The organism is Catellatospora vulcania, from assembly GCF_009720385.1.
Lineage (GTDB): Bacteria > Actinomycetota > Actinomycetes > Mycobacteriales > Micromonosporaceae > Catellatospora > Catellatospora vulcania.
Window position 1 is genome coordinate 255,769 of record NZ_WARX01000007.1, and the last position, 24,013, is coordinate 279,781.

The following is a 24,013-nucleotide window of genomic DNA, read 5'->3' on the forward strand; positions in this document are numbered from 1 at the left end:
CCGGTTGAGGCCGGTCAGCCCTCGTCGGCCGCGTCCTCGTCGAGCCTGAGCGCCACGAACTCCAGATCGCCATCGCGGTCGCGGCCCACCTGCCGGAAGCCACAGCGTTCGAGGAGCCTTATCGAGGCGGTGTTGCCCACGAACGAGTCGGCGTATAGGGGTCGGACCTCGCGCTGCAGGAACTGTCGCAGGGCCGCGGTCCCGACGCCGCGTCCCCAGAATCGCTGCCCGAACCAGTAGCCGATGTAGCGCTTGTCGTCCTGCCACCAGGCGACGATGTTGCCGGCGACCTCTCCGTCGACCGTGACGGTCTGGAAGTGCCCGGTGGGGTTGCCGAGCACTTTCGTCCGCCAGTGCGTCAGGAAGCGGTCCCGATCGCGGGCGGGGAACTGCGCCCGCCGCACCGCCTCCTCCTCAAGCTGCTGCTCGTAGAACACCTCGAGGTCCGCGTCGTCGACATCGCGCAACAGCACAGCGGTCATGCCGGCTCCTGCGCGGGCGAGAGTGCGTCGTCGGTCATGCGGGACAGTGTGCCCGGACCTACCGACAGCGCCCGGCGAGCCGGCTGACGATGCCGCCCGGATTCCGGCGCAGGGCTGGTCCGCGGCGCCGTCTCGGTAGGCTCGTCTCGTCATGGACGTACGCCCGAAGATCGGGGATCCTCCTCCGGGGCCGGAGGCTCCGCTCGGGACCGCTCCGAGCCGTTGTGCCATGAGCGTGCGATGCTTCGTCGCATGCGGGAGCCGCACGACCGTCGAAGCAGCGAGCACAGCGGGCACGTGCGCGCGGTGTTGTTGGACTTCTACGGCACGGTCGTCGCCGAGGACGACGCCATCGTCGCCGACATCTACCGGCAGGTACTGGACCAGTGCACTGATCCTCGTGAAGTATCCGCGACGCAGGTGGGCTCGTATCGGTGGCGCGCGTTTCGCGAGGAGATGGCGGCCGACGGGGCGGCGTTTCGATGTCAGCGGGACATCGCCGTGTCGTCACTGGCCCGCACGGTGCGTCGATTCGGCTCGGCCGCCGACCCGGAAGCCCTGTGCGCGTCGCAGTTCGCGTTCTGGCGTGAGCCGGACCTGTTTCCCGACGCCCGCGCATTCCTCGAGCTGATCGACGTGCCGGTCTGTGTGGTGTCCAACATCGACCGCGCCGATGTGCTGGCCGCGATCGCCTATCACGGGCTGCCGTTGGCGCACGTGGTCACCAGCGAGGACGTGGGCCGTTACAAGCCACACCCAGCGATGTTCGAGGCCGCGTTGGACCTGCTCGGCCTGCCCGTCGGCGCGGTGCTGCACATCGGCGACTCGCTGTCGGCCGACATCCTTGGCGCTCACACCCTCGGCATTCCCAGCGTGTGGGTCAACCGATCCGGCAAGCCACGGCCGGACCCGTTGCACGCGATCACCGAGGTGGACACCCTCGCGGCTGCGCTGCCGCTGGTGCCGCACCGGCGATGAACGCCACCGGTCGACGACCCGCGGCGGTCGATGGCGACTGGAGTGCGGCACTGCTGCGCGACGGTCGAAGGGCCGGCGGGCGACCCGGCTTATTCCGACGAGTTGCGGTGGCCCGTTCGGTGTGGCCCCATCCTCGCAAGATCGCTCCGCGGTCGGTAGAGATCGACGAAGTTGCGCAGCCGGCTGCGCCGGTACTCGTTCGCTACCCTCCGCGTGCGCGAGATCGCATGTCGTCGGTTGTCACACGGACGGGTCCCAGGCTATGAGCTGATCGAAGATACGACGGTCGCCTTCGAACTCCAGCGAATCCAGCGGTATGCGGCCGTAAAAGAACAGGACCAGGTCACTGGCCGTGCCCCGGGCTGAGGCGTCGGCCGTGGCCGGGTCCTCGCCGGCAGTGGGCGCGAGGTGGGCGACCTGTGCGCCGTCGCCGGACAGCCGAAGGCGCCAGGAGTGGCCCTCGGTGGCGTGGTAATCGACGACGGCGGGTTCGTGTGGCCAGGCGACCGTCGTCGCGCAGAGGGTGAACTGGCAGTCGTCGAAACCGTCGAGGGCGATCTCCTCCGGTATCGGCTGCGGGAAGCCCCCGGTGAGCTGGACGTCGTAGGTGTGCACCGCGATCTCGTGGAGCTGGCGCCGCGCCCAGGCCCCGGAGGTCTGCGGTGACGGCGAGTCCCCCCACCATGTCCAGCAACCGCGATCCGGGCCCGCCTCGCGCAGCACGCTCGCCAGGTGCTCGACGGACTCGACCCACCAGGCCAGGAGAGCCTCGCGCTCCCGAGGTGCACCCGTGCCGCCACCCCATGCGGACTCATCCGGCGGGGCGTCCGCGGGTCCGGCGGCGACGATGGCGGCTGCCTTGCGGCGACCCATGCCCACGTGTTGCACGTGATCGAACAGCGTCCGCTCGGGATGGGTCGGCATCTGAACGTCGAGGCTGGGCGCCGCGGCGACCGCAGCGCGGAAGGCGGCCGACCGTTCGTTGATCAGCCGCAGCTGATCGGGGAACGTGAGAATTCTGTGCACCCCGGCTTTCTATCACTGTGCTCCGATGACCGGACGGCGATTTTCGCAGCCGACACGGCGGCCGCCCGGCACTGATATGTGCCCTTGGGTAACGCGTGGGCGTCCTTTGCTCTCCGTCATCTCCGACGAGTCGCGCCTTCCGCTCGGCGGCGATGGTCAGCAGCTCGCCCGCCGTTCCCCACGGCCCGCTGATGTCGACGTCGCCGTGTCTCCAGGCCAGGCCGACCACGACGCCGTCGTTGTTCGTGAACGAGTGACTGGGATCGCGCCCGATGTCACTCCACTCGATTCAGCCCTCTTCGACCAGCAGCGGGTTCGCTGTGAACGAGGGGTTCGGGTGGCGAATGGCGAGCACCCTTTAGGGCGGGGCCACTCCGGAGCGGCAGGTCCCGGCTCCGGCATGGTTCGCTGCCCTGCACAGTGGCGTCGGCGAGTGGCCATACGGGCCGTTGCTGTACAGCAGCGAAGTACAGCAACCCAGCCACCCACACCCAGCCGTGTCCGACCGTGAACCTGCTGCAAACCACGTCCGTGGTCGCAGACGACCTTGTTGCGGGTAATCCGTAGGTTCAGGGTTCTGCGGTGCGTGAGGTGTCAGCCTTCTGCACGCGGGGCGTACATGATGACGGCGACGCCGATGAGGCAGATGGCTGCGCCGATGATGTCGTAGCGGTCGGGGCGGAACTTGTCGACGATGACGCCCCAGGCCAGTGATCCGGCGACGAAGACTCCGCCGTAGGCGGCCAGGATGCGGCCGAAGTTCGGGTCGGGCTGGAAGGTCGCCACGAACCCATAGGCACCCAGTGCGATGACTCCGGCCGCGATCCACCACAGTCCGCGGTTCTCTCGCCAGCCTTGCCAGACCAGCCACGCGCCGCCGATCTCGAACAGTGCGGCGATGACGAACAGCAGGATGGAACGGGCGATCATCATGGCTGGGAGCGTATCGGCGTGGCCGGTCAGGTCGGCTGGGAGCAGGCGCAGTTGCCGCCGGAGCAGCCGGTGGCGTGGGTGCGGCGGCGGTTGGTCCACCACCAGGCCAGGCCGGCGAGGGCGGCCAGGGCGAGTGCGATGCCGGGCATGATGTCGCCGAGGTAGGCCCAGCCTGCTCCGCCGAGGATACCGGCGGCGAGAAAGATCGGGATGACGCAGCACAGGGCACAGGCGATGCCCGCGAGGCTGCCGAGGCTGCCGGGCAGGAATAGGCGCAGGGTGGCCTTCATCGGGTGGGTTCTCCTCGGCCGAGGTCGGCTAGCGGGATGGGGCAGCAGTCGCTGGTGGCGCAGGTGGTCAGGTCGTCGCATCCGGCGTCGAGCGCAGCGCGCAGGCTGGTGGCGATGACTTGCAGGTCGGCGATCTTCGTTTCGATCTCGGTGAGCTTGGTGGAGGCGCGGCGTTGCAGGCTGGAGTCGGTGCGGCGGCCGTGGCGGTGGGTGCCCAGGTCGACCAGTTCGGCGACTTCGTCGAGGGTGAACCCGAGCCGTTGCGCGGTCTTGATGACGCGTAGGAGCGTCAGCGCCTCGGTGGGGTAGAGGCGGTGTCCGCCGGGGCTTCGCTGGGGTTCGGCGAGTAGGCCGCGCCGTTCGTAGTAGCGCAGGGTTTGCAGGTTCACCCCAGCGGCGTCGGCCAGTTCTCCGCTGCGCAGTCCGGTGTTCACGGTTGGGTCCGCTTGGCGTCGGCGCGCTCGGCCAGGGCGTCGAGCACGTTGACGTGTGCGGGCGGGACCTCGACGTCGAGCACGACCTGGCCGGCGGCAGGGGCGACGATGCCGAAGGTGAGGAAGGAGCAGCACTGCGTCTCGCGGGCGGTGAGTTCCCGGACGACGGGTTCGAGGTCTGCGTCGCCCATGAGCTGGAGTCGTAGGCGAGTTGTGCTGAGCCGGGTGCTGTCGCGGACAGCTTCGGTGAACAGGGCGTCGAACTCGGCCAGGCGCAGCGGCTGTTCGGCAGTTGGCAGCGTGCACGCCTCAGGCACCCAAGCCAGGCCCGACGAGGGCTGATCGGCCATGCCATCACGGTAAACCTGTACCCAGGTATCAGATGCAACCCCGGAGCAGGCGATCTTGCGTGCGATCTACGTGCGATTAGCTCCGTTGATCGAGGGAGGAGTGCGGTACCTCACGGTCACTCGATCGAGTCAGCCGACCATGACACAAGAAGGCCCCGAGCCGCGTTTCCGCAGTTCGGGGCTACACAGCCCGGCGAAGAGCTTTGGTGGCCAGGGCGGGGCCGAACCGCCGACCTTCCGATTTCCCTTCCTAAACCGCACCTCGGATCTGGGAAGCGGTTACTGCATCTGTCCAGCTCTCATGGCGAACGGCAACCCACCCCAGGTCCAGGCCGCACAACGTGCTTGCGATCGTCACTGCTGACGACGCCGGATCGCCCGCGGCGTAGACCTCTACGTCGAGGTGCCAGCCACGCTCACCGGTTCCAGCCCCTGTGACTTCGCCATCCGAGCCGAGCGCGGCCGCAATGGCGTCCTCGACGTCGTCCCGGTCGACAGAGGCCGGCAGAGGTCGGCGGCCGACGATCTCGAAGAACATGAAGCGACCCTATGCCGTTGCTGTACAGCAGCGAAGTACAGCAACGGCACCACCCGCCAGCGACGCTGAACGGACGCATCCGAACGCCTGACCTCGTGGACAGCTGTCCCCGACCGTGGCGCGAGTAATCGGAAGGTTGAAGGTTGAGTTCCTGGGCGACGTCAGTTGATCGGCGAGGCGAAGTACTCGGCCAGCATCTCGGTCGTCCAGGCGGCCTGGCGGACCTCTCCACGCGGACCGAAGTCGACGAACCACGGCTTGATGTCGAGGACTGGTGTGCCGTGGACCGCGTCGAAGTCCTCCACGTGCAGGTCCAGACCGTCGACCTTGAGCAGTCGGCAGCGGACACGCCGAGCCAGTTGAACCGTCGCATGTTGCGGTGGCCGAAGATGCCGACCTCCGGCCAGGCCGGATTGTCGCGGGGGCGGCGGGCACCGAGGTTCAGGTCCGCCGGATCGGTCAGGTGGAACCGGAACACCACCTCAAGGTGCGAGAAGTGTTCCAGGCCCTTGGTCGCGTCGGAGCCGAACCGGCTCGCGTCGACCCTGATGACGGCCCGTGTGCCACCCCAGAAGTCATCCGTGGGCTCGATCCGGCCGCCGACGACATGGGCAACCGGCACGACCTCGAGTGCCTGCTCCTGCATGGTGTTCCACTGCGACGGCGACCGCGCAGTGAGGCGACGACCGACACGCCTGCGCCCGTCCCGACTGCCAAACCGTTGCACGGCCTGGCCTGTCAGTGCTGGTCGTGCGGCTACACGGTCATGCTGCCGACGTATTCACTGGTACGGCCATTCGTACAGCGAACGACCGGCTGACCGATGACCCCTGACCGGCATCTCCCATGACACGGTCAGGCAGGAGGGACCGGGCAATGGCGGGATTCGCATCCATCCCGCCCCGCGCCCGGTCCCTCACCCGTTCAAAGACCCTCGACGAGGGCACCCGTCACGCCGTCGCCTTGGCGGCCGGGGCCGCTGCAGCCCGCTCGCGCGCGACGTGGTGGCGCCGGGTCGGCATCCCGAGCATCGGGTTGGCGACGCCCCAGGCGGCGCCCTTGCAGATCAGTTCCTTGTATACGGCGGCGAGCCGTCCGGTCAGCACGGCCGGCTTGGCGACGTCGTCGGCGGTGACGTACTGGATCAGGCCCTCCTTGCGGCCCAGCGAGATGCACTGGTTGAAGTAGCGCAGGTGGCCCTTCGGGAGCTTGCCGCCGGTCAGCCGCGCCGCGATCGTGTCGGCGGCCAGCCAGGCCATCGGGGTGCCCGACGCGCACGACATCCGCAGCGGCTTGTCCCCGGCGCCGATGGCCAGGGCCGCGTCGCCGACGGCGTACACGTCCGGGTGCGAGACCGAGCGCATGGTCCCGTCGACGACGATCCGGCCGGTGTCGGTGACCTCGAGGGCGGTCGCTTGCGCGATCGGGTGGACCGCGAAGCCGGTGGTCCACACGGTGACCGCAGCGGGGATGGCCCTGCCGTCGGCGGTGGTGACCCGGTCGGATGCGACGCCGGTGACGGCGGCGTGCTCGTACGCGGTGATCCCGAGTTTGCCGAAGACCTTGCGCAGGTGCTCGCGGCCCTTCGGGGAGAGCCAGTCGCCGAGCGCGCCGCGGGCGGCCAGCGCCACGTCGAGGTCCGGGCGGGCCTCGGCGATCTCGGTCGCCGCCTCCAGGCCGGTGAGTCCGCCGCCGACGACGAGCACGGTCTGCCCGGCGTCGAGGCGGGCCAGGCGCTCGCGTAGCCGGTGCGCGCCGGGGCGGCTCGCGATCTCGTACGCGTGCTCGGCGGTCCCGGGGACGCCCTGGGCGTTCCAGCCGCTGCCGAGGGCGTAGACGAGCGTGTCGTAGGCGAGTTCGGCGCCGTCCGCGACGGTGACGGTCTTGCGCTCGACGTCGACTCCGGTGACCTTCGTGATCCTCAGCTCGACGCCGGTGTCGGCGAACGTCTCGCGCAGCGGCCGGGGCGGGAGGTCCTGGCCGGTCGCGAGCTGGTGCATACGTACGCGTTCGACGAAGTCGGGCTCGGCGTTGACGAGGGTGATGGCGACGTCGTCGCGGTACAGCCGCTTGGCGAGGCGGCCGGCGGCGATGGCCCCGGAGTATCCGGCTCCGAGGACGACGATGCGGTGCTGCATGTCCTTGCTCCTGTCCTTCGCGGGTTCGCCTCTTGAACCGGGCAGCCCGCCGTTTCCTGACAGGTCCGGCTGTGAAGCACCTCACAAAGCGATCAGAAGGCGTTGAACAGGGGTTTCCCGTGCTCAGTGGCCGCCCAGCGCGCGGTGGCGCGGGCCAGCTTGTCGGGGTTGACCTGGTTGCGGAACGCGGCGATGCCGTCGGCGGTGACCTCCAGGCACATGATGCCGACGACCCGGCCGTCAAGGACCGCCACCGCGGCGGGGTCGCCGTTGGCGGTCCAGGCGTAGATCTCCGGCGAGCCGCCGACGATGGCACGTTTGGCCTCGGCGGGCCTGAACAGGCCCCACAGGAACTTCGCGACCGCGACCGCGCCCTCGAACGCCTTGGCGCGGGCCGGGACCTTGCCGCCGCCGTCGCCGATCGCGATGGCGTCCGCGGTGAGCAGGCGCACCAGCGGCTCGGTCCGGCCGCTGGTCGCGGCCGCCAGGAACTCCTCGACGATGCGCCGGGCGGCGGCCTCGTCGATCTCGGTGCGGGCCTTGCCGTCGGCGATGTGCCGCTTGGCGCGGTGGAAGATCTGCTGGCTGCCGGACTCGGTGAGGTCGAGGATCTCGGCGATGTCCCGGTGCGGGTAGTCGAACGCCTCCCGCAGCACGTACACGGCCCGCTCGCCGGGGGTGAGGCGCTCCATGAGGGTGAGGACCGCGTAGGAGACGGATTCGCGCTGCTCGGCGGTGTCGGCCGGGCCGAGCATCGGGTCGCCGGCCAGCAGCGGCTCGGGAAGCCATTCGCCCACGTAGGTCTCGCGGCGCGCCCGCGCGGAGGTGAGCTGGTTGAGGCACAGGTTGGTGAGGACCTTCGTCAGCCAGGCCTCGGGCACCTCGATGCGGTCGACGTCGGCGGCCTGCCAGCGCAGGAAGGTCTCCTGCACGGTGTCCTCGGCCTCCGCGGCGGAGCCGAGCAGGCGATAGGCGATGGCCTCCAGGCGGGGCCGGGCGGCCACGAACCGGTCGACGTCGTCCACGGTCAACGGCATGGCCCGATCGTAGCCACCCGCGTGGGCCCGCCCGCCGCCGCCGGTCTACGCCACCCGGTCCGGCGCGCTCACCGGCCCGTGGCGGGTACGCGGGCCGGTGCCGGCAGTTCGCCGATCCGCTGGGCGAATGCCCGCGGGTGGGTGAGGTTTCCGTTGTGCCCGCCGGGAAACCGCCGCACCGGCACGTCGAGGTGTGCGGCGAGCGCGATCCCGGCGAGGTGGTCGAATCCGTCGTGGGGACTGGTCTCACCCCCGGCGGGGATGACACGGCCGTCGCGGGGCCCACTGCCGTCGACCAGGACTTTCGGCGTGTTCCGGGACCGGGGCGCGGTTCCAGGCATGGAAAGTGCCGGGGGCGGGCAATACCCGGATGTGACGCGACGACGGGAGGCCGGCCATGACCGGGCGTAAGGGGGACATGCCCTCATCGGTGTCCGGTAAGGACATGTCGATGTTCGATCACTTCGCGGAGGCGGCCAGCACCTTCGCGTCGAAGGCGTGGTTCTTCGCGCTGTGCGTGCTGCTGATCCTGGTCTGGGCGCCGTCGATCCTGGTCATCGGCAAGGTCGACACCTGGCAGCTGATCATCAACACGGCGACGACCATCGTCACGTTCCTGATGGTGGCCCTGCTGCAGAACAGCTCGACCCGGGCCAACGAGGCGGTGCAGCACAAGCTGAACGCGATCGCCGACGGGCTGGCCGACCTGATGGAGGCGCAGAGCGACGAGAACCAGCAGCTGGTGCAGGACATGGTGGAGCTGCGTGACGCCGTCGGCCTGGAGCACCGGGAGGGCACCCGCTGACGGGTCAGCCGCGCTCGCGGCGGGTCCAGGCCAGCAGCCGGTCCAGTGGCCAGGTGTTGACCACCCGGTCCACCGGCACGCCGCAGCGGGCGGCCCGCTCGCACCCGAAGCGCAGCCAGTCCAGCTGGACGCCGTAGTGGGCGTCGGAGTCGATGGCGAACAGGCAGCCCGCCTCGACGGCCAGCCGCAGCAGCCGCTTGGGCGGGTCGAGCCGGTCCGGCCGAGAGTTGATCTCCACGGCCACGCCGCGGTCGGCGCAGGCGGCGAACACGGCCTCGGCGTCGAACGTGCTCTCCGGCCGGGTCTCGGTCGCCGAGTCACCGCCCGCGCGCCGCAGCACCCGGCCGGTGCAGTGGCCCAGGATGTCGGTGTGCGGGTCGGCGACGGCCGCGAGCATCCGCGGGGTCATCACCTCCGTCGGGGCGCGCAGCTTGCTGTGCACGCTGGCCACCACCACGTCGAGGCGGCTCAGCAGCTCGTCGGTCTGGTCCAGCGACCCGTCGTCGAGGATGTCCACCTCGATGCCCGACAGCAGGCGGAAGCCGTCGCCGTACCCGGCGTTGAGGCGCTCGACCTCGGCCAGCTGCCGCTCCAGCCGCTCGGCGGTCAGGCCGCGGGCGATGGTCAGGCGGGGGGAGTGGTCGGTGAGCACCAGGTACTCCCGGCCCAGGGCGCGGGCGGCGTCGGCCATCGCGGCGATGGGCTCCGTGCCGTCGGACCAGTCCGAGTGGCTGTGGCAGTCGCCACGCAGGGCGCTGTGCAGCGCCTCGACGGCCTCGTCCAGGGGGCGGTCCGCGGTGGCCAGCAGGCGGCGTAGGTAGACGGGCTCCTCACCGGCCAGCGACTCGGCCACGCAGCGGGCGGTCACCTCGCCCAGGCCCGGCAGCTTGGCGAGGGCGCCCTGGGCGGCCCGGTCTGCCAGCTCGGCGGGCTCGGTGGCGGCGACGGTCTGCGCGGCCCGGCGGAAGGCCCGGATCCGGTAGCCGGCCTCCCCGGCGCGCTCCAGCTCCACGGCGATGGCCAGCAGGTCGGCGGCGGCGTCCCGGGTCACCACCGAGTTGTACCCCGTCGTATCGGACATGTCACATCCTCGCGGCCCGCTGAGCGTACGCAATCAAGATCATGGAATGGTCTTCGCCCTTATCCTGGCTAACATTGCTGATCCTCGCTGGCCCCAGCGGGGCAGGCCGCACCGGCGCGGTCTTGTGCCACCCCGAATGAGGTAGTCGTGACCGCAGGCCTGGCCCCCGTCATCGCCGCCACCACCCACTGGCTGACCCGTGCGTACCCGTCCGACGGCGGGCCGGCGCAGGCTGCCCGTGTGCTGGCGCAGGCCCGGCAGGCGGCCACCGTCGCGGCCTGGCTGCGCTACCCGACGGAGATGGACGCCGGGCTGCTGTCCATGCTCGGGCCGGGCGGCTCCGGCGGGCTGGACCGCGTCATGCGCGTCGACGAGCACGAGGAGCCCGCTGCCGCCGACCGGATCTGGCGCGGCTGGGTCGACGAGGTCGTCGCCAGCTGGGCCGCCTGCCTGCTGTCGGACCCGAGGCTGGCCGCCGACGCGGTGAGCGCCACCGCGGACTGCGAGCACGCCCAGGTCGTCGAGCGCGACTTCAGCCGCCTCACCTCGCCTGACGAGCAGGACGCCCGCGCCGCGGCCCTGCTACGCCACCCGGACCTGGTGGCCCCGGTCGCCGCCATGCACCGCAGCGGCCTCATCGAGCGGCTGCGCCTCGACCCCGTCGAGGTCGGCTGAACCGGCGGCGGTTTGACATGAATCACCCAGGGGTACCCGTTATGTGATGCGGCTCCCGGCCGACCTGCCTGGTCGGCCCGCGCGCCGAAGAGTCCAGCCCGACCAGGGCCGGCAGTCACAGAGGGAGAAGGAAATGGCCACGCTGCTGTGGATTCTCGCGGTCGTGCTGGTGGTCGCGGGCATTTTCGCCCTTATCCGCAGGGAGATCCTGTGGGGCATCGTGCTGATCGTCATCGGGCTGCTCGTGGGCCCCGGCGGCGTCAGCATCTTCACCTGATCTCAACACGCGTCCCCGCTCGTTTACGGCCGCCCCGGGCGGTTTCGGCCGATACGAGCGGGGACTCCTGTTCCCGCCGACGGGCGTCAGTCGACGGCGTGGGCGCGCAGCTGCGCCATGACCTCCGGGGCGGGCCAGCCGCCGACCTGGTAGCGGGTGGGCGCCAGCAGCGGCACTGGCGTCAGCTCGGCGAGCCGGGCGACCTCGTGCCACGGCACCCGGCCCCAGGTCTCGCCGTCGCGGACGAAGGCGACGAAATCCGCCTCCGGCAGCAGCGAGGTGATGCCGTCCGTCCACGTGGTGACCGTGATCGCCGGCTCGTCGGGGCGGGCCGCGGCGATCAGCGCGGCCACGAAGACGTCGATGTCGTGCTCGGCGTACTGGGACGCCAGCCACCGGGTCTGCGCGCCGTACTCGGTGTGGGCGAGCACGACCTGGGCCCGCCGGGCGGGCACGTGATCGGGGTGGCCGGGCGGCGGCGCGTACACCGTGACCCGGCCGCGCTCGCCGGCGACGTAACCGACCGGGGAGACCCCGCGGGTCGCCTCGTTGAACTCGCTCTCGATGAGGGAGAACAGGCTGGGCATGCCGCCCTCGCCGACCGGGCACAGCAGGACCGTGTTGACGTCGGGCACGAACGCGACGACCTGCGCCTGCATCGCCTCGCTGATCCCGGCCAGCCAACCGGGGGCCAGCAGCAGTGAGGTGAAGTAACCGTCGCCGGTGTCGACCATGCGGATCAGCGCGCCGGCATCGGGCCACCCGCGGTTCAGCGAGCGCTCGGCTATGCGCTGGAGGTTCTCGCGCGCGGCGGCGAAGACCTCGTCGGCGGTCACCTCCCACTCGTCGAGCCGGGGCGGGGTCACGTACGCCATGGACTCGGGGCTGTCGACGACGACCAGTTCGCGCAGGTGAGGCAGGGCGGCCCGGGACAGCGGCGGGACCATGCCCATCGGCCCGGCCTGGCCGAACGTCTCCGCGCGCAGCACCGGCCGCAGCCGATGGCGCACCTGCGGCCAGGTCTCGTCCGCGCGCGGGGTCATGATGATGCGCACGAGCTGCGTGATCCGCTCGCGTCGGCCGGCCGCCCCGGCCCCCTCGCATTCGGCGAAGACGTTCGACAGGTAGATCCACACCGGGCTGGTCGTGCCGTCGCGCCAGGCCGCGATGGCGAACTTCGCCGGGTCGTAGGCCACCCGGAGAACCCCCGGGGTGCGCCGGGTGATCCTGAGCGCCTCGGCCGCGAACCTGTCCCGGGGCGATCCGAACAACCTTCCCAGCAATCCCATGGCGGCCAAGGTAATGGATGGCCGTCGGCGGCGGGTGCCCGGTCAGGTCAGACCGGCGGTCTCGTGGACGATCCGGTCGATGCGCGGGTCGGGGACGACCCACATGATCACGACGGCGACGTAGCACGCCAGCGCGATCCACACCCCGGCCTGCCCGCCGACGAGCAGGGCACTGAGGATGCCCGCGACGTCGAGCACCAGCGACGTCTTGCCCTTGCGGTCGCGCCCGACGGCCCGGCGCAGCGGCGAATCCGGCCCCTGCCCCCGGATGATCACGTTCTGGAGCACGACGTAGGCGAGAGCCGCGCCGAACAGGTTGACGCCGTACACGACGACGGGGGTCTGCGCGAACCCTGATTCGTCCACCCAGGCGGTCGTGAACGGGAACAGCGACAGGCAGAACAGCAGCGCCAGGTTCGCCCACAGCACCCCGCCGCTGATCCGCCGCACCAGATGGAACATGTGGTGGTGGCTGTTCCAGTAGATGCCTATGTAGACGAAGCTGAGCAGGTAGGTCAGCAGCCCGGTGCCGGTCATGTCGAGCAGCGCGGAGAGGTCGTGACCCTCCGGCACCCGCAGCTCCAGCACCATGATCGTGATGATGATGGCGAGCACGCCGTCACTGAACGCCTCCACCCGACCGGTTCTCACCGCACTACCGCCCTTCCTCGTTCCGCCGGGGGGGTGAGGTCCGAGGAGACAACCAGGACCTCACCCCGGATCGGGTCAGACCGCGTCCACGGCCTCGATGATCGACGCCGCCACGACGTCGGGCTGCGAGACGCTGATCGCGTGGGACGCGCCGGGCACCTCCCGCACGCTCTTCGCGCCGGCCCGGGTCGCCATGAACCGCTGCAGCTCGGCCGGGATGCAGCGGTCGGCGTCGCCGATGACGAACCACGACGGGACGGACCTCCACGCCGGCGTGCTCGTCGGCAGCTCCGCGGTGAGGGCGAGCTCGGTGACCGGGCGCTGCGTCGCGCACATCACGGCGGCCCAGGCGGCCGGGACGTCGGCGGCGAACTGCCGGTGGAACGCGTCCGGCCGGATGGCCAGCTCGTTGCCGCCGGTCGCGACCGGGTGGCCGGTCAGCGCCGGGCCGAGGGTGCTGCCGGGGAACATGGCCGACAGCGCGAGCGCCGACTCGCCCTGATCGGGCGCGAACGCGCAGGCGTAGACGAGGCCGACGACCTTGTCGCTGCCGGCGGCGGCCTCGGTGATGACCATGCCGCCGTACGAGTGGCCGACGAGCACCACAGGTCCGTCGATCGCCGCGACCACATCGCGCACGTAGGCGGCGTCGCCCGGCAGGCTGCGCAGCGGGTTGGCGGCCGCGACGACGTCGATCGACCTCGCCCGCAACCGCTCGACGACACCGGACCAGCTCGCGGATTCGGCGAACGCTCCGTGCACGAGGACGACGGTCGGCTGGTGGTCGGACATCTTCTTCTCCCATTCGTAAGGTTTGCCCTGCTCAACCAGCTAAGACAGGGCAGCCGCAGGCGCTGTGACGGAGCGTGACCTGAGTCACTACCGTGAGTGTCATTAGGGGGAAGGTTCGGGGATGACGCCGATGCGGCGGGCCACCGAGCGGGCCTAGCGTCGAGGACATCGGCCGACGTCGTCCGCCCGATGCCACCTCGGGGATGGGACCGCCCATGCGAGCGATCGAGCACACCGCCTACGGCTCCCCGGACGTCCTGCGCCTGACCGAGGTGGACCCGCCCGTGCCCGGCCACCGCGACGTCCTGGTCAAGGTCGTCGCGACCACCGTCACGTCGGCCGAGTGCGCGATGCGGCGCGGCGAGCCGCGCTGGGGCCGGGTGGTCATCGGTTTCACCCGGCCGCGCCGCCGGATGCGCAGGCTCGGCATGGAACTGGCCGGTGAGGTGGCCGCGGTGGGCGCGGGCGTGACCCGGTTCCGGCCCGGCGACCGCGTGTTCGGCTTCACCGGCTTCGGGCTGGGCGCGTACGCCGACTACAAATGCATGCCGGAGCTGGGCTCGCTGGCGGTGATGCCCGCGAACACGACCTTCGAGCAGGCCGCCGCCGCGGTGGACGGGGCCACCACCGCGCTGTTCTTCCTCCGGGACCAGGCCCGGGTGCGGCCGGGTCAGCGGGTGCTCGTGGTCGGCGCGTCCGGCAGCGTCGGCACGTACGCCGTCCAGCTGGCCAAGCACCTCGGCGCGCACGTCACCGGGGTCTGCGGCACCCGCAACACCGCCCTGGTGGCCGAACTCGGCGCGGACCACGTGATCGACTACACGGAAGCGGACTTCACCGCTAACGGCGAGCGCTACGACGTCGTCTTCGACACGGTCGGGCGGAGTTCCTTCAGCGCCTGCCGGCCGTCGCTGACGCCCCGGGGCTGCTACGTGCCGACGACGGGCCTGCACAACGTGCCGCTGGTCTGGCTGACCGGGCTGTCCCGGGGCCGCCGCGTGGTCGGCGGAATGTCGGTGCACAAGGGCGAGCTGCTGGCCTACGTGCGCGACCTCATCGAGCAGGACCGGCTGCGGATCGTCATCGACCGGACCTATCCGCTGGAGCGGATCGCCGACGCGCACCGCTACGTCGACACCGGTCACAAGACCGGCAACGTGGTCATCACGCTCGGTGGAGCTAGTTGATCAGTATTACGGCGTACACACGATGCGACCGGCTGCACCGGGTGCGACGGGAGCGGGCGAGCCGCCGCCAGCAGGCCGCGTGAACATCACCGTCGTGCTGGACGTCTCCGCGCAACGTGCGTAAGCCCGGCTGGAGAGCGTGTCAGCGCGCTCAGGCGAGCTCGACCGCGAGGAAGGCGCGGGCGGCGGCCGCGCCCGCAGCCGCGTCCCACTTGTCGCCGATGACTGCCGCGACCTGCGCGGCGGTCACGTCGGCGTCCGCTGCGATCAGGGCTTCGATCGCGGCCGGATCCGGTGCGCCGGTGCGGGCGTCCTTGGCGAACTCCGAGACCAGTTCGACGCAGTGTGCGTCATCGAGGGCGGGGATGCCGACGGATGCGAAGCCGTCGTAGAGGTCGTAGTCCGCGCGCCGCCACGCTCCGTCGAAGCCGTAGACGAAGCCCAGCCGCTCGCCGCCGGCGATGACCTGCCGCGCGTACGGAGCCCACCACTGCGGCGCCCCGGCCAGCAGGTCGGTCTCCGGTTCGGAGAACATCTGGGCGAACGGGCCGTAGTGGGTCTCGGAGTATTCATGGTCGTTGCCGACCATGACCACCCGGCCACCACCGTCGTGATGCAACTCGGCCCAGTTTCCGCCCCAGTCGTCGAAGTGCCACAGCGGGCCGTCGGCGAAGCAGCCGCGACGCTCGCGGCTTTGCGCACCGCAGATGGCCGCGAACGCGGCGAGCCGGCCGCGCATCTGCGCGGGCGTGGGAAGATCCATCGTCACGAGCACGCGATCTCCTTGTCGCTACGGTGTCCTCCGACCGCGAGTGGCGTGGAGCAGTGTCTCACGGCTGATCATTCGGTCCCGGCGGGTGGCCGGCTCCGGTGCGCTGCCTGGGCCGGGTGGAAACTGTCGGGCGGCGACGGTAATTTCACCGCGCCGCCGGAGCCGACCTTGGCCGGTGGAACCGCCGTTCAAGGAGGTGCAGGCAGGGTGAATGCTGCCCAGAAACCGTGGGAGGAGCGCAGCGCCGCGCGCGTGGTCGCGCCCGCGCGGCCGCGCAAACTCGCCAAGGTGCCGTTCGTGGAGCTGGCCGACGGGCGGCTGCAGGGAGTGGTGTCCAGCGGCTCGGACATCGAGCGGGTGTACGTCTCCTCGCTGACCGCAGCCAACCACTCGTTCCACTGCAGCACCAACAACAACCGCCCCTGCGGCGGCATCCGCTCCGGCGGCTGCAACCACCTGCGCGCCCTGGCCGACGAGGCCGTGCTGCAGTACGGCGTCGCCCGGGTGGCCCGCTACCTGCGCGCCGACGTCGCCGAGGACGCCACGACCGGCGCGGCCGTGCTGGCCGCGGTCAACGCGTGGCACGAGCCGTCGGCCGGCGCGCCGGTGTTCAGCCGCTTCCTGCGCCACCTGGCGTACCTGGAGCTGCCTGCCACCACCGAGCCGCTGCCCGAACTGCACTGGTTCCCGGCCGGCGGGGCGGTGCGCTGATGCGGTTCGACCTGCTGACGACCCCGGTCGACGGGGTGTCCGAGGCGTACGACGTGGTGGCCGGGTTCGACGGCGCGCTGGTGGGCGGCCTGCTGCGGCCGGGAGCGGAGCAGATCGCGGCGCTGCACGCGCTCGCGGCGGCGGTGTCGGGGACTCCACTGGCCGGCCGGGTGGCCGAGGCGGTGGAGAAGACCATCGCGGGTTCCATCTCCGACGAGCATCTGGCGGCGCTGGTCGCGGCCCGCTCGGCGCTGCTGGGCGCGGCGCATGACGCGCTGCTGGCGAGGCTGGACGAGGCGGCCGGGCGCAGCCGCGGAACATGGCCCGCCGATGGGCCGGGCGTCTCGGCAGGAGCCGACAACCTGCTGGCAGCGGCGCGGTCCTGGCTGTCCGATCTGGCCATCGCGGGCTGGCGCGGCATCGACCACGACCTCGTGTCGCACGCCGACCAGGCGGTGCAGGCTTTGCTCGCGGAGCCACGGCTGCGCCGGCTCGGCGCGCTGCTCGACGGCTTCGCCGGTGAACTGCGCGCCAGCGCCCCGGGCGCGACGATGCCGCGGGTGCCGGTGCGCCGCTGGGCCGACCTGTGGGCCCGGGCTGTGCTGCTGGCCCAGCCGGGCGCGCTCGCGGCAGCCGAGGCGGGCGCGGTGTCCGGGCGGCTGCTGCCGCTCGGGATCGACCTGCACGAGCACCCGACCGCGGTGCAGGCGCAGGTGCACGCCGTGCTGGAGACCGCGGACGGGCCGCGCCTGGTCCGCGCGAGCGTCTCCGCCCCGAAGGTCGACACGCTGGTCGGGTCAGGCGTGTGGCAGCTGCTGCGTAGCCACAGCGCGCTGCTCGCGGCGATCACCGAGCAGCGCGCGATGGAACTGACGGACATGCCGGTCACCCCTGGCGGCGACCTGATCTGGTCCGATGCGCACGCGAAACCCGGCACGCCCGCCGAGCCGTTCGCCACCGCACGGGTGCAGCTCGCCGCCGCGGCCGCCGCGCCGGTCCCGCCGCTGGAACGGCACCCGGTCAGGCTGGCCGAGCCTGTGCTGATCGAGGGGTACACCACGGCGGCGCACGACGACGGTGTCACGCTCACCCTGCCCGGCCTCACCCTGGAGGTCGACCTGGAGCGGATGCACGGCGCCGGGCCGCTCACGCCCGCGCTGGTCGCCGCATCCACGGCGTGCATCGGGCTGCTGCGCTGGGACGGGCACTGGACGATCCAGCCACTCGCGGTCGAGGCACAGGTCAAGCGCAAGACGGTCGCCGTGCACGCCGGTGCCTGGGCGGGCGGGGCCGCCGACGCGGCCGGAGCCAAGGCCGAGGCAGCCGCCGCGGACGCGGTGAAGGTGCTGCGCGAACGGGCCGGAAGGTTGCTGCGCAGATGACCGTGGACGCGGACTTCAACCGCCGCCAGGTGATCTACTGGCGGCTCATCGCCCGGCTGTTCAGCCGCGAGGAGCAGAGCACCCTGGAAGCGGCAAGCCTGGCCGTGACCGAGGACATCGGCCTGCCCGCGGCGCTGCTCGACCCGTCGGTGTCGATCGACAACATCGTGCAGCGCTTCCCCGACCTGGCCGCGGAATTCGACGGCCTGATGACGGCCGAGAACCTCGCCTCCGACGACGACAGCCGCGACCCGGCCGCCGAGGTACGCCGGGCCGCGCTCGCGGCGAAGCTGCTGCTCAACGTGTTCGACACCGGATCGGGCTCGGTGTCGGCGACGCAGCTTTCGCGCTGGCAGTCCGACGCGGGCTGGCTGGAGCGGGCGCTCGGCGAGGAGCCGGGCAGCCTGCGCCGCCAGGGCGGCGGGGGAGCGGGCGGCGACAGCGGGCAGGGCATGGGCGGCACGCTCGGCGAGCTGGAAGGCGACCTGGTGAGCCGGATGCAGCTGCGTGAGGTGCTGGCCGACCCGAAGCTCGCCGCGCAGCTCACCCCGAGCATGTCGCTGATCGAGCAACTGCTGCGGGACAAGTCGAACCTGTCCGGGGTGGCGCTGGCCAACGCCAAATCGCTGATCCGCCGGTTCGTCGACGACGTCGCGGCGGTGCTGCGTACGCAGGTGGAACGCACCGCCACCGGAAAGATCGACCGGAGCGTGCCGCCCAAGCGGGTGTTCCGCAACCTGGACCTGGACCGCACCATCTGGAAGAACCTCACCAACTGGAGCCCGGACGACCAGAAGCTCTACGTCGACCGGCTGTTCTACCGGCACACCGCCAGCAAGACCACGCCGTCCCGGCTGATCGTGGTGGTGGACCAGTCCGGTTCGATGGTCGACTCGATGGTCAACTGCACCATCCTCGCCTCGATCTTCGCGGGGCTGCCGAAGGTGGACGTGCACCTCATCGCGTACGACACCCGGGCCATCGACCTGACCCCGTGGGTGCACGACCCGTTCGAGGTGCTGCTGCGCACCAACCTCGGCGGCGGCAACGACGGGCCGATCGCGATGGCCATGGCCCGCCCGAAGATCGCCGAACCGGCCAACACCGCGATGGTCTGGATCTCGGACTTCTACGAGTTCGACCGCTCCCAGCCGCTGTACGACAGCATCGTGGCGGTGCAGCGCTCCGGGGTGCGGTTCATCCCCGTCGGCTCGGTGACCAGCTCCGGGCAGAACATCGTCAACCCGTGGTTCCGCCAGCGGTTCAAGGACCTCGGCACGCCGGTCGTGTCCGGCCACATCCGCAAGCTCGTGTTCGAACTCAAGAACTTCCTGGCATAGGAGAACCGACCCATGACCGAGATGCTGCGCGCCCCCGCCGAGACCAAGTACGCCGAGGAGCTGGACTGGCTGGAGTCGATCGACGACGGCCCGAAGCCGTTCTCGTGGCGGCTGAGCCCGAAGATGGTACGGCTTTTCATCCTGGGCAGCGAACGCGCCGACGGCCTGCCCCGCGAGGTCGCCCAGAAGTGGTTCGGCGACCGCAGTTTCGTCGAACGGGCCATCGTCACCCTCGCCTCCGACCGAGGCCTGCTGCTCATCGGCGACCCCGGCACCGGCAAGAGCTGGCTGGCCGAGCTGCTGTCCGCGGCGATCAGCCGCAACTCGACCCTGGTCGTGCAGGGCACCGCCGGCACCACCGAGGACCACATCAAGTACTCCTGGAACGTGTCGGCGGTCATCGCCAACGGCCAGTCCCGCGCCTCGATGATCCCGTCGCCGATCATGACGGCGATGGAGCAGGGCGTCATCGGCCGCTTCGAGGAGCTGACCCGCTCCACCAGCGACGTCCAGGACGCCCTGATCTCGATCCTGTCCGAGAAGTACGTGTCCATTCCCGAACTCGACGACGACAACATCGTGTTCGCCAAGCCCGGCTTCTCGATCATCGCCACGGCGAACAGCCGCGACCGGGGCGTCAACGACCTGTCGTCGGCGCTCAAGCGCCGCTTCAACTTCGTGCGCATCCCGGTGGTGACCAACAAGAAGAGCGAAGCCGAGATCGTACGGTTCCGCACCGTGGAGCTGCTGCGCCGGCACCAGATCGAGCTGGACGTGCCGCCGACGCTGCTCGACATCCTGCTGCAGAGCTTCGCCGACCTGCGCGCCGCGGCCGCGTCGGCGGGCAGTGACGACGAGAAGCTGGAGTCGGCGCTGTCCACTGCCGAGCAGATCGGCGTCCTCGAAGACGCGATCCTGCACAGCAACTTCTTCGGCGACCGCTCGCTGCGGGCGCAGACGCTGGCCGGTTCGCTGGTCGGGTCGCTGGCCCGGCGCGCACCGGAGGACCTGGCCATCCTCAACAAGTACTGGCACGGTGTCGTCGAGCCGCGAAGCAAGGCCGAGGGCGGGTCGTGGACCGAGTTCCTCGAAGGCGGCCGCGAAGCGATCAAGACGCTGTCGTGAGCACGCCTACTTTCGGGGCGCTGCGCTCGCAGCTGCTCGACGCGGCGGCGGCGCTCGCCGACGGTCCGGACGCGCTCGCCGGGATCCTCTCCGGCATCGTGGACGACGTCGACCGGGCGCTCGCCGAACCGCTGGAGATCTTCCCGGTGTGCCACCACTCGCCCGCGTCCGCCATGGCGATGGCCCGCAGGCTGCGCGAGAAGCAGCCCAAGGTCATCTACCTGGAGCTGTGCGAGGACCTGACGCCGCTGCTCACCGAGCTGCGCAACTGCCGCCTGCCGGTGGCCGTGCAGGCGTTCGCGTCCGAACTCGACGGATTCCCGCAGGACTGGGCGCCGCTGTCGGTGGTCGCGCCGATCACCGAGGCGTCGGCCGAATACCAGGCCATCGCGTACGCCCTGGACACGCCCGGGGTCGAGCTGGTGCTCGTCGACCGGTCCACCGACCACGTGTTCCAGTGGCAGCCACGCAAGGAGAAGGCGGCCGAACCGGCACTGGAGCCCGGTGCGGAACCCGCCGAGGACGCGGACCTGCACGGCGACGCCGTCGGCGTGGAGATCGGCGACCTGCGGCCGCGCTTCGCCGAACTCGAGGAGCACCTGCTGCACCACGGCAAGGTGCGCCACTGGTCGGAGTGGTGGGACCAGTACGTCGAGCAGCCCCTCGGCGACGCCGACTACGACACGTACCGCCAGGTCATGGTCCTGATCGGCAGCCTGTTCCGGCGGCTCGCCCCCGGCGCGCACGACCGGGTCGCCTCCGACGAGGAACGCGAGCGCTACATGTGGACCCGGATGCGGCAGCACCTCGCCACCTCCGGCATCGACGCGGCCGACGCCCTGCACATCTGCGGCGCGTTTCACGCGGCCAGCCACGTCGCCGAGTTCGGCCTGCACGGCGCGGACACGTACGAGATCAGCCCCCGGACCGCCACGAAATGGCACTACGGGCTGATCCCGTCCAGCCACTCCTCGATCGAGGCCCAGTTCGGGCTGGCCTCGGGCTCGGTGTCGATCGCCGCCGCGGTGTTCGCGAAGTCCCTGACCCGCACCGGCGTCGTCCCGTACCGGCTGGAGGGCCAGCAGGGTCGTGCGTCGGCGAAGAAGAAGGCCAAGCCGGTTCCGGTCGTCACACCGCAGTCCCAGCAGGTCGCCGACCGGCTGTCCGGGTTCCTCGCCCGGCCGCCGGTGCTCGACACGCTCGACGAGGACGAGCTGCTCGGCTGGTCCGTGGAGATCGTGCGGCTGGCCCGCCGCAACGGCTACCTGGCCAGCACCGCCGACGCCATCGCCGTGTTCGAGACGTCGATCCTGCTCGCCGGGATGCGCGGCCGGGCCCGGCCCACGCCGTACGACTTCCAGGACGCGGCCGTCACCTGCATCGAGAAGGAGTCCGTGCCCGGCCGCCGCGACGTGCGGCGGCTCTGCGAGATCATGCTCGGCGGCGACCGCATCGGCCAGGTCGGCTACGAGTCGCTGCCGCCGCTGGCCCGCGACGTGCACGACCGGCTCGCGCCGCTCGGCCTCAAACTGGAGCAGCGCGGCGTGCAGCGGGCGCTGCTCGACATCGCGGGCGATCCGGTGCTGGGCAAGTGCTCCGACCTGCTGTGGATCCTGCGGCACCTGCTGCCCAAAGGCGCGGCCCGCCCGATCATGGGCGAGCGGCGGCTCGGCCACCGGGCCATCCAGGAGTCCTGGGACCTGGCGCTGGGCACCCACCAGCGGGAGCTGATCGAGCTCGGCTACGAGGGCATCACCGTCGAGCAGGTGCTCGAACAGCGGCTGCGTCGCTCCGTGTGGGGTCCGCAGGCCACCGCCGCGGTCGCCCTCGGCGCGGTCGAGGACGCCACGCTGTACCTGCGCAGCCGCCGTTTCGCCGACGAGCTGGGCGCGCGTGCGGTCGACCTGCTGGCCGCCGAACGCACCGTCGACGACGCGCCGGACGTGCTGCGGCGGGCCCGCCGCCTGCTGGCCCACTACCGGGCCACCGAGCCGGTGCTGCCCGCCTGGCTGGAGTCGTTCGTCAAGGCCGGGTACGCCCACTACTGCACGCTGCTGCCGAACGCCTTCGTCGAGGAGGAGACCGGCACCAAGCAGGTCGCCGCGATGCTGGGCTTCCTGTTCAGCATGGAAAGCCTGGCGCTGTCGCTGGGCTGCGATCGGGCCCAGCTGGAGCTGGCCGTGGCGCAGTCGCACCCGACGACGCCCGGCAAGACCGCGCTGCTGTGGGCGGCACAGCACCAGCTCGGCGTGCTGCCCCGCGCCGAGCTGCGTGAACGCTGCGCGGCACTGCTGGACAATCCGCTGGTGCTGCCCGCGTACCCGCAATACCTGAGCGGGTTCGTGCAGGCCCTGGAACCCGTCCCGGCGCTGGCCGGGTTCGTTGTCGAGGCGATCTCGCAGGCGTTCGGGCGGCTGCCCGACGCGGTGCTGCTGCCCTGGCTGCCGACCCTGATCACGACCCTGCGCAAGGAGGGCGGCGACCACGTCGGCCTGCTGGTCCGCGAGGCCGGCCGGGTGTTCCCCGGCGACCTGCCGACCCTGGACACGTGGACCCCGCCCTGGTCGACGACGGCCGTGGAACCGGCCACTGCCGGCGCGCCGCGTGTCCAGGCAGGACCGGTCGGGATGCTGCTGGCCACGTACCCGGTGCCGACCGATGCGCTCGCCGCGCTGCTCGGCTGTGACGGCGAGTGGGCGTCGCCGGAGCGGGACACCGGCACCGGGGCGGTGCGCGAACTGCTGGCCCGCTACCCCGAGTCGGCCGTCGCGCTCGCCGCGGCGACCGGCGCCGGCTGACGGGAGCCGACCGCGGTGGCCCCGCCCACAGGCAGGGCCACCGCGGTCGGCGGCCCTGCCTGTGGGCCGTGTCCGGAGCCGACGCTCCGATCTTCTGGCGGCGGGCCGCTCCGGCTCGCCGTTCACCGAATGGCCCAGGTCAGCCCCGTAGGTGCTCTCCCCGGCAGGCAGCCGGAGTGGCGACCACCGCCAGGGCTGTCACGATCAGGAGCGAGCCAGGTGGGCAGCGGTAGGCGACGATAGATTGCCTGGCATGAGGTCGTCGGTGTCGTTTTCTGTTGAGGACCTGCGCGTGATCGTGCGTATCGACGGCGAGGATGTCAGCCGGGCCGACGACAACGGCGGCCCCGATCCGTGGCACGTGCTGGTGCCGGTGAACCGCTTCGTGGCGACCCGCGAGGCCACGACCGCGACGATCGCCTGCTGCCCGAGCTGCGGCCCCGGATGCTTCGCCATCACGGCGTGCATTCGCCGCGAGGGGGACGCCGTGCACTGGGAGTGGGGCCGGCTGCGCGGCGGAGCATGGGCGGGCGAGCGGCGTACGGCGCTGTTCGATGCTGCGGCCTATGACGCCGAGGTGGCCCGGATCGGCGCCGAGCGCAGCTGGGAGACGGCGGAGCGCCGGGCCGGGCGGATCCTCCTCACCGGTCTTGCCCTGCCGCCGGGAGTCGAGGGCGTCAGGGTCCGTGCCTACCGCCCAGGCGAGCTCGAGGTCTGGTTCGAGGAGCCGGCCAGGTACCAGATATTCGTGAGCGTGCCCTGGGAGGAGGACAGGCCCGACGAGAGCGCCGCCCAGGCGCGGGCGCTGCTTGCCGGGCCGCCCGAACAGTGGCCCGCGACGTGGCTCAGTAACCAGTGGGGCCTGGACGATCCACCGGCGTACGCCGGTCCGTCCTGGCAGCGCGTCGAGCTCTGATCCGGG

General features: G+C 71.2%; 27 protein-coding genes and 1 pseudogene. 11 read left to right on the forward strand and 17 right to left on the reverse strand.

Going from position 1 to position 24,013, the window contains the following annotated elements; genetic code table 11:
* Positions 1 to 14: 14 nt before the first annotated feature.
* Positions 15 to 482 carry a GNAT family N-acetyltransferase gene (locus F6W97_RS29245; protein ID WP_196279380.1) on the reverse strand — a complete coding sequence of 156 codons (468 nt, stop codon included), beginning with the start codon at positions 480 to 482 and terminating at the stop codon, positions 15 to 17.
* 252 nt (positions 483 to 734) lie between these two features.
* Here F6W97_RS29245 and F6W97_RS29250 point away from each other — a divergent pair, with 252 nt between their 5' ends.
* Positions 735 to 1,460: an HAD family hydrolase gene (locus tag F6W97_RS29250; protein ID WP_155373772.1), complete on the forward strand. Its 726-nt coding sequence runs from the start codon at positions 735 to 737 to the stop codon at positions 1,458 to 1,460.
* 240 nt (positions 1,461 to 1,700) lie between these two features.
* Here the strand turns inward: F6W97_RS29250 and F6W97_RS29255 are convergent, their stop codons facing one another.
* From F6W97_RS29255 to F6W97_RS29300, 11 genes and pseudogenes are all read right to left on the reverse strand, one after another.
* Entirely contained in the window at positions 1,701 to 2,486 is a 786-nt protein-coding gene (locus tag F6W97_RS29255; RefSeq protein WP_155373773.1) for a maleylpyruvate isomerase N-terminal domain-containing protein, read from the reverse strand.
* A gap of 594 nt (positions 2,487 to 3,080) precedes the next feature.
* Positions 3,081 to 3,419: a YnfA family protein gene (locus tag F6W97_RS29260; RefSeq protein WP_155373774.1), complete on the reverse strand. Its 339-nt coding sequence runs from the start codon at positions 3,417 to 3,419 to the stop codon at positions 3,081 to 3,083.
* Between the two features lie 26 nt (positions 3,420 to 3,445).
* Positions 3,446 to 3,709, reverse strand: a complete 264-nt coding sequence (locus tag F6W97_RS29265; protein ID WP_155373775.1) for a hypothetical protein — start codon at positions 3,707 to 3,709, stop codon at positions 3,446 to 3,448.
* Positions 3,706 to 4,143, reverse strand: a complete 438-nt coding sequence (locus F6W97_RS29270; RefSeq protein ID WP_155373776.1) for a MerR family transcriptional regulator — start codon at positions 4,141 to 4,143, stop codon at positions 3,706 to 3,708. The genes F6W97_RS29265 and F6W97_RS29270 overlap by 4 nt, the downstream gene beginning before the upstream one ends.
* Complete coding sequence (locus F6W97_RS29275) at positions 4,140 to 4,493, reverse strand: hypothetical protein (RefSeq protein WP_155373777.1); 354 nt, start codon at positions 4,491 to 4,493, stop codon at positions 4,140 to 4,142. The genes F6W97_RS29270 and F6W97_RS29275 overlap by 4 nt, the downstream gene beginning before the upstream one ends.
* A gap of 250 nt (positions 4,494 to 4,743) precedes the next feature.
* Positions 4,744 to 5,031, reverse strand: a complete 288-nt coding sequence (locus tag F6W97_RS29280) for a hypothetical protein (protein WP_155373778.1) — start codon at positions 5,029 to 5,031, stop codon at positions 4,744 to 4,746.
* Positions 5,032 to 5,192: 161 nt separating this feature from the next.
* Positions 5,193 to 5,336 (reverse strand): hypothetical protein, encoded by a 144-nt coding sequence (locus F6W97_RS40990; RefSeq protein WP_230687069.1) that lies wholly within the window; start codon positions 5,334 to 5,336, stop codon positions 5,193 to 5,195.
* A pseudogene (locus F6W97_RS40995) lies at positions 5,337 to 5,677 on the reverse strand (TrmO family methyltransferase domain-containing protein); the annotation flags it as partial.
* Positions 5,678 to 5,981: 304 nt separating this feature from the next.
* Positions 5,982 to 7,169 carry an NAD(P)/FAD-dependent oxidoreductase gene (locus F6W97_RS29290; RefSeq protein ID WP_155373779.1) on the reverse strand — a complete coding sequence of 396 codons (1,188 nt, stop codon included), beginning with the start codon at positions 7,167 to 7,169 and terminating at the stop codon, positions 5,982 to 5,984.
* A 92-nt stretch (positions 7,170 to 7,261) separates the two neighbouring features.
* Positions 7,262 to 8,206, reverse strand: a complete 945-nt coding sequence (sigJ, locus tag F6W97_RS29295; protein ID WP_155373780.1) for an RNA polymerase sigma factor SigJ — start codon at positions 8,204 to 8,206, stop codon at positions 7,262 to 7,264.
* A gap of 68 nt (positions 8,207 to 8,274) precedes the next feature.
* Complete coding sequence (locus F6W97_RS29300; RefSeq protein WP_155373781.1) at positions 8,275 to 8,547, reverse strand: hypothetical protein; 273 nt, start codon at positions 8,545 to 8,547, stop codon at positions 8,275 to 8,277.
* A gap of 104 nt (positions 8,548 to 8,651) precedes the next feature.
* Between F6W97_RS29300 and F6W97_RS29305 the strand changes: the two genes are divergently transcribed.
* Positions 8,652 to 9,011 (forward strand): low affinity iron permease family protein, encoded by a 360-nt coding sequence (locus F6W97_RS29305; RefSeq protein WP_230687070.1) that lies wholly within the window; start codon positions 8,652 to 8,654, stop codon positions 9,009 to 9,011.
* 4 nt (positions 9,012 to 9,015) lie between these two features.
* Here F6W97_RS29305 and F6W97_RS29310 read toward each other — a convergent pair whose 3' ends face one another.
* Positions 9,016 to 10,065, reverse strand: a complete 1,050-nt coding sequence (locus F6W97_RS29310) for a PHP domain-containing protein (RefSeq protein WP_155373946.1) — start codon at positions 10,063 to 10,065, stop codon at positions 9,016 to 9,018.
* 174 nt (positions 10,066 to 10,239) lie between these two features.
* Here F6W97_RS29310 and F6W97_RS29315 point away from each other — a divergent pair, with 174 nt between their 5' ends.
* Both F6W97_RS29315 and F6W97_RS40260 read left to right on the forward strand, forming a co-directional pair.
* Positions 10,240 to 10,767, forward strand: coding sequence for a hypothetical protein (locus F6W97_RS29315; protein WP_155373782.1), 528 nt, complete (start codon positions 10,240 to 10,242; stop codon positions 10,765 to 10,767).
* Between the two features lie 133 nt (positions 10,768 to 10,900).
* Positions 10,901 to 11,044, forward strand: coding sequence for a GPGG-motif small membrane protein (locus F6W97_RS40260; protein WP_196279381.1), 144 nt, complete (start codon positions 10,901 to 10,903; stop codon positions 11,042 to 11,044).
* 86 nt (positions 11,045 to 11,130) lie between these two features.
* Here F6W97_RS40260 and F6W97_RS29320 read toward each other — a convergent pair whose 3' ends face one another.
* The 3 genes from F6W97_RS29320 to F6W97_RS29330 all read right to left on the reverse strand — a co-directional run bounded on the left by F6W97_RS29320 (position 11,131) and on the right by F6W97_RS29330 (position 13,776).
* The gene (locus tag F6W97_RS29320; RefSeq protein ID WP_155373783.1) at positions 11,131 to 12,333 is read right to left on the reverse strand and encodes a hypothetical protein; all 1,203 of its coding nucleotides are present in this window, start codon (positions 12,331 to 12,333) and stop codon (positions 11,131 to 11,133) included.
* A gap of 42 nt (positions 12,334 to 12,375) precedes the next feature.
* Entirely contained in the window at positions 12,376 to 12,984 is a 609-nt protein-coding gene (locus tag F6W97_RS29325) for a TMEM175 family protein (protein WP_155373784.1), read from the reverse strand.
* A gap of 75 nt (positions 12,985 to 13,059) precedes the next feature.
* Entirely contained in the window at positions 13,060 to 13,776 is a 717-nt protein-coding gene (locus F6W97_RS29330) for an alpha/beta fold hydrolase (RefSeq protein ID WP_155373785.1), read from the reverse strand.
* A 215-nt stretch (positions 13,777 to 13,991) separates the two neighbouring features.
* Between F6W97_RS29330 and F6W97_RS29335 the strand changes: the two genes are divergently transcribed.
* On the forward strand, positions 13,992 to 14,963 hold the full coding sequence (locus F6W97_RS29335) for an NAD(P)-dependent alcohol dehydrogenase (RefSeq protein WP_155373786.1): 972 nt from the start codon (positions 13,992 to 13,994) through the stop codon (positions 14,961 to 14,963).
* A 151-nt stretch (positions 14,964 to 15,114) separates the two neighbouring features.
* Here the strand turns inward: F6W97_RS29335 and F6W97_RS29340 are convergent, their stop codons facing one another.
* Complete coding sequence (locus F6W97_RS29340) at positions 15,115 to 15,738, reverse strand: hypothetical protein (RefSeq protein ID WP_230687071.1); 624 nt, start codon at positions 15,736 to 15,738, stop codon at positions 15,115 to 15,117.
* A 204-nt stretch (positions 15,739 to 15,942) separates the two neighbouring features.
* Between F6W97_RS29340 and F6W97_RS29345 the strand changes: the two genes are divergently transcribed.
* From F6W97_RS29345 to F6W97_RS29370, 6 genes are all read left to right on the forward strand, one after another.
* Positions 15,943 to 16,446 carry a hypothetical protein gene (locus F6W97_RS29345; RefSeq protein ID WP_155373787.1) on the forward strand — a complete coding sequence of 168 codons (504 nt, stop codon included), beginning with the start codon at positions 15,943 to 15,945 and terminating at the stop codon, positions 16,444 to 16,446.
* The gene (locus tag F6W97_RS29350; protein ID WP_230687072.1) at positions 16,446 to 17,828 is read left to right on the forward strand and encodes a hypothetical protein; all 1,383 of its coding nucleotides are present in this window, start codon (positions 16,446 to 16,448) and stop codon (positions 17,826 to 17,828) included. Before F6W97_RS29345 ends, F6W97_RS29350 begins: the two co-directional genes overlap by 1 nt.
* Positions 17,825 to 19,168 carry a VWA domain-containing protein gene (locus F6W97_RS29355; RefSeq protein WP_155373788.1) on the forward strand — a complete coding sequence of 448 codons (1,344 nt, stop codon included), beginning with the start codon at positions 17,825 to 17,827 and terminating at the stop codon, positions 19,166 to 19,168. Before F6W97_RS29350 ends, F6W97_RS29355 begins: the two co-directional genes overlap by 4 nt.
* A 12-nt stretch (positions 19,169 to 19,180) precedes the next feature.
* A complete protein-coding gene (locus F6W97_RS29360; RefSeq protein WP_155373789.1) occupies positions 19,181 to 20,293 on the forward strand; it encodes an ATP-binding protein in 1,113 nt (370 codons plus the stop codon).
* Positions 20,290 to 23,091: a DUF5682 family protein gene (locus F6W97_RS29365; protein WP_155373790.1), complete on the forward strand. Its 2,802-nt coding sequence runs from the start codon at positions 20,290 to 20,292 to the stop codon at positions 23,089 to 23,091. Before F6W97_RS29360 ends, F6W97_RS29365 begins: the two co-directional genes overlap by 4 nt.
* 253 nt (positions 23,092 to 23,344) lie before the next feature.
* Positions 23,345 to 24,007 (forward strand): hypothetical protein, encoded by a 663-nt coding sequence (locus F6W97_RS29370; protein ID WP_155373791.1) that lies wholly within the window; start codon positions 23,345 to 23,347, stop codon positions 24,005 to 24,007.
* Positions 24,008 to 24,013 lie beyond the last annotated feature (6 nt).

Bases quoted from the DNA above. Each gene is read 5' to 3' on its own strand.
- F6W97_RS29245 (WP_196279380.1), bottom strand. From the start codon at position 482: ATGACCGCTGTGCTGTTGCGCGATGTCGACGACGCGGACCTCGAGGTG.
- F6W97_RS29250 (WP_155373772.1), top strand. From the start codon at position 735: ATGCGGGAGCCGCACGACCGTCGAAGCAGCGAGCACAGCGGGCACGTG.
- F6W97_RS29260 (WP_155373774.1), bottom strand. From the start codon at position 3,419: ATGATGATCGCCCGTTCCATCCTGCTGTTCGTCATCGCCGCACTGTTC.
- F6W97_RS29265 (WP_155373775.1), bottom strand. From the start codon at position 3,709: ATGAAGGCCACCCTGCGCCTATTCCTGCCCGGCAGCCTCGGCAGCCTC.
- F6W97_RS29275 (WP_155373777.1), bottom strand. From the start codon at position 4,493: ATGGCCGATCAGCCCTCGTCGGGCCTGGCTTGGGTGCCTGAGGCGTGC.
- F6W97_RS29280 (WP_155373778.1), bottom strand. From the start codon at position 5,031: ATGTTCTTCGAGATCGTCGGCCGCCGACCTCTGCCGGCCTCTGTCGAC.
- F6W97_RS29290 (WP_155373779.1), bottom strand. From the start codon at position 7,169: ATGCAGCACCGCATCGTCGTCCTCGGAGCCGGATACTCCGGGGCCATC.
- sigJ (WP_155373780.1), bottom strand. From the start codon at position 8,206: ATGCCGTTGACCGTGGACGACGTCGACCGGTTCGTGGCCGCCCGGCCC.
- F6W97_RS29300 (WP_155373781.1), bottom strand. From the start codon at position 8,547: ATGCCTGGAACCGCGCCCCGGTCCCGGAACACGCCGAAAGTCCTGGTC.
- F6W97_RS29305 (WP_230687070.1), top strand. From the start codon at position 8,652: ATGTCGATGTTCGATCACTTCGCGGAGGCGGCCAGCACCTTCGCGTCG.
- F6W97_RS40260 (WP_196279381.1), top strand. From the start codon at position 10,901: ATGGCCACGCTGCTGTGGATTCTCGCGGTCGTGCTGGTGGTCGCGGGC.
- F6W97_RS29320 (WP_155373783.1), bottom strand. From the start codon at position 12,333: ATGGGATTGCTGGGAAGGTTGTTCGGATCGCCCCGGGACAGGTTCGCG.
- F6W97_RS29330 (WP_155373785.1), bottom strand. From the start codon at position 13,776: ATGTCCGACCACCAGCCGACCGTCGTCCTCGTGCACGGAGCGTTCGCC.
- F6W97_RS29335 (WP_155373786.1), top strand. From the start codon at position 13,992: ATGCGAGCGATCGAGCACACCGCCTACGGCTCCCCGGACGTCCTGCGC.
- F6W97_RS29350 (WP_230687072.1), top strand. From the start codon at position 16,446: ATGCGGTTCGACCTGCTGACGACCCCGGTCGACGGGGTGTCCGAGGCG.
- F6W97_RS29355 (WP_155373788.1), top strand. From the start codon at position 17,825: ATGACCGTGGACGCGGACTTCAACCGCCGCCAGGTGATCTACTGGCGG.
- F6W97_RS29360 (WP_155373789.1), top strand. From the start codon at position 19,181: ATGACCGAGATGCTGCGCGCCCCCGCCGAGACCAAGTACGCCGAGGAG.
- F6W97_RS29370 (WP_155373791.1), top strand. From the start codon at position 23,345: ATGAGGTCGTCGGTGTCGTTTTCTGTTGAGGACCTGCGCGTGATCGTG.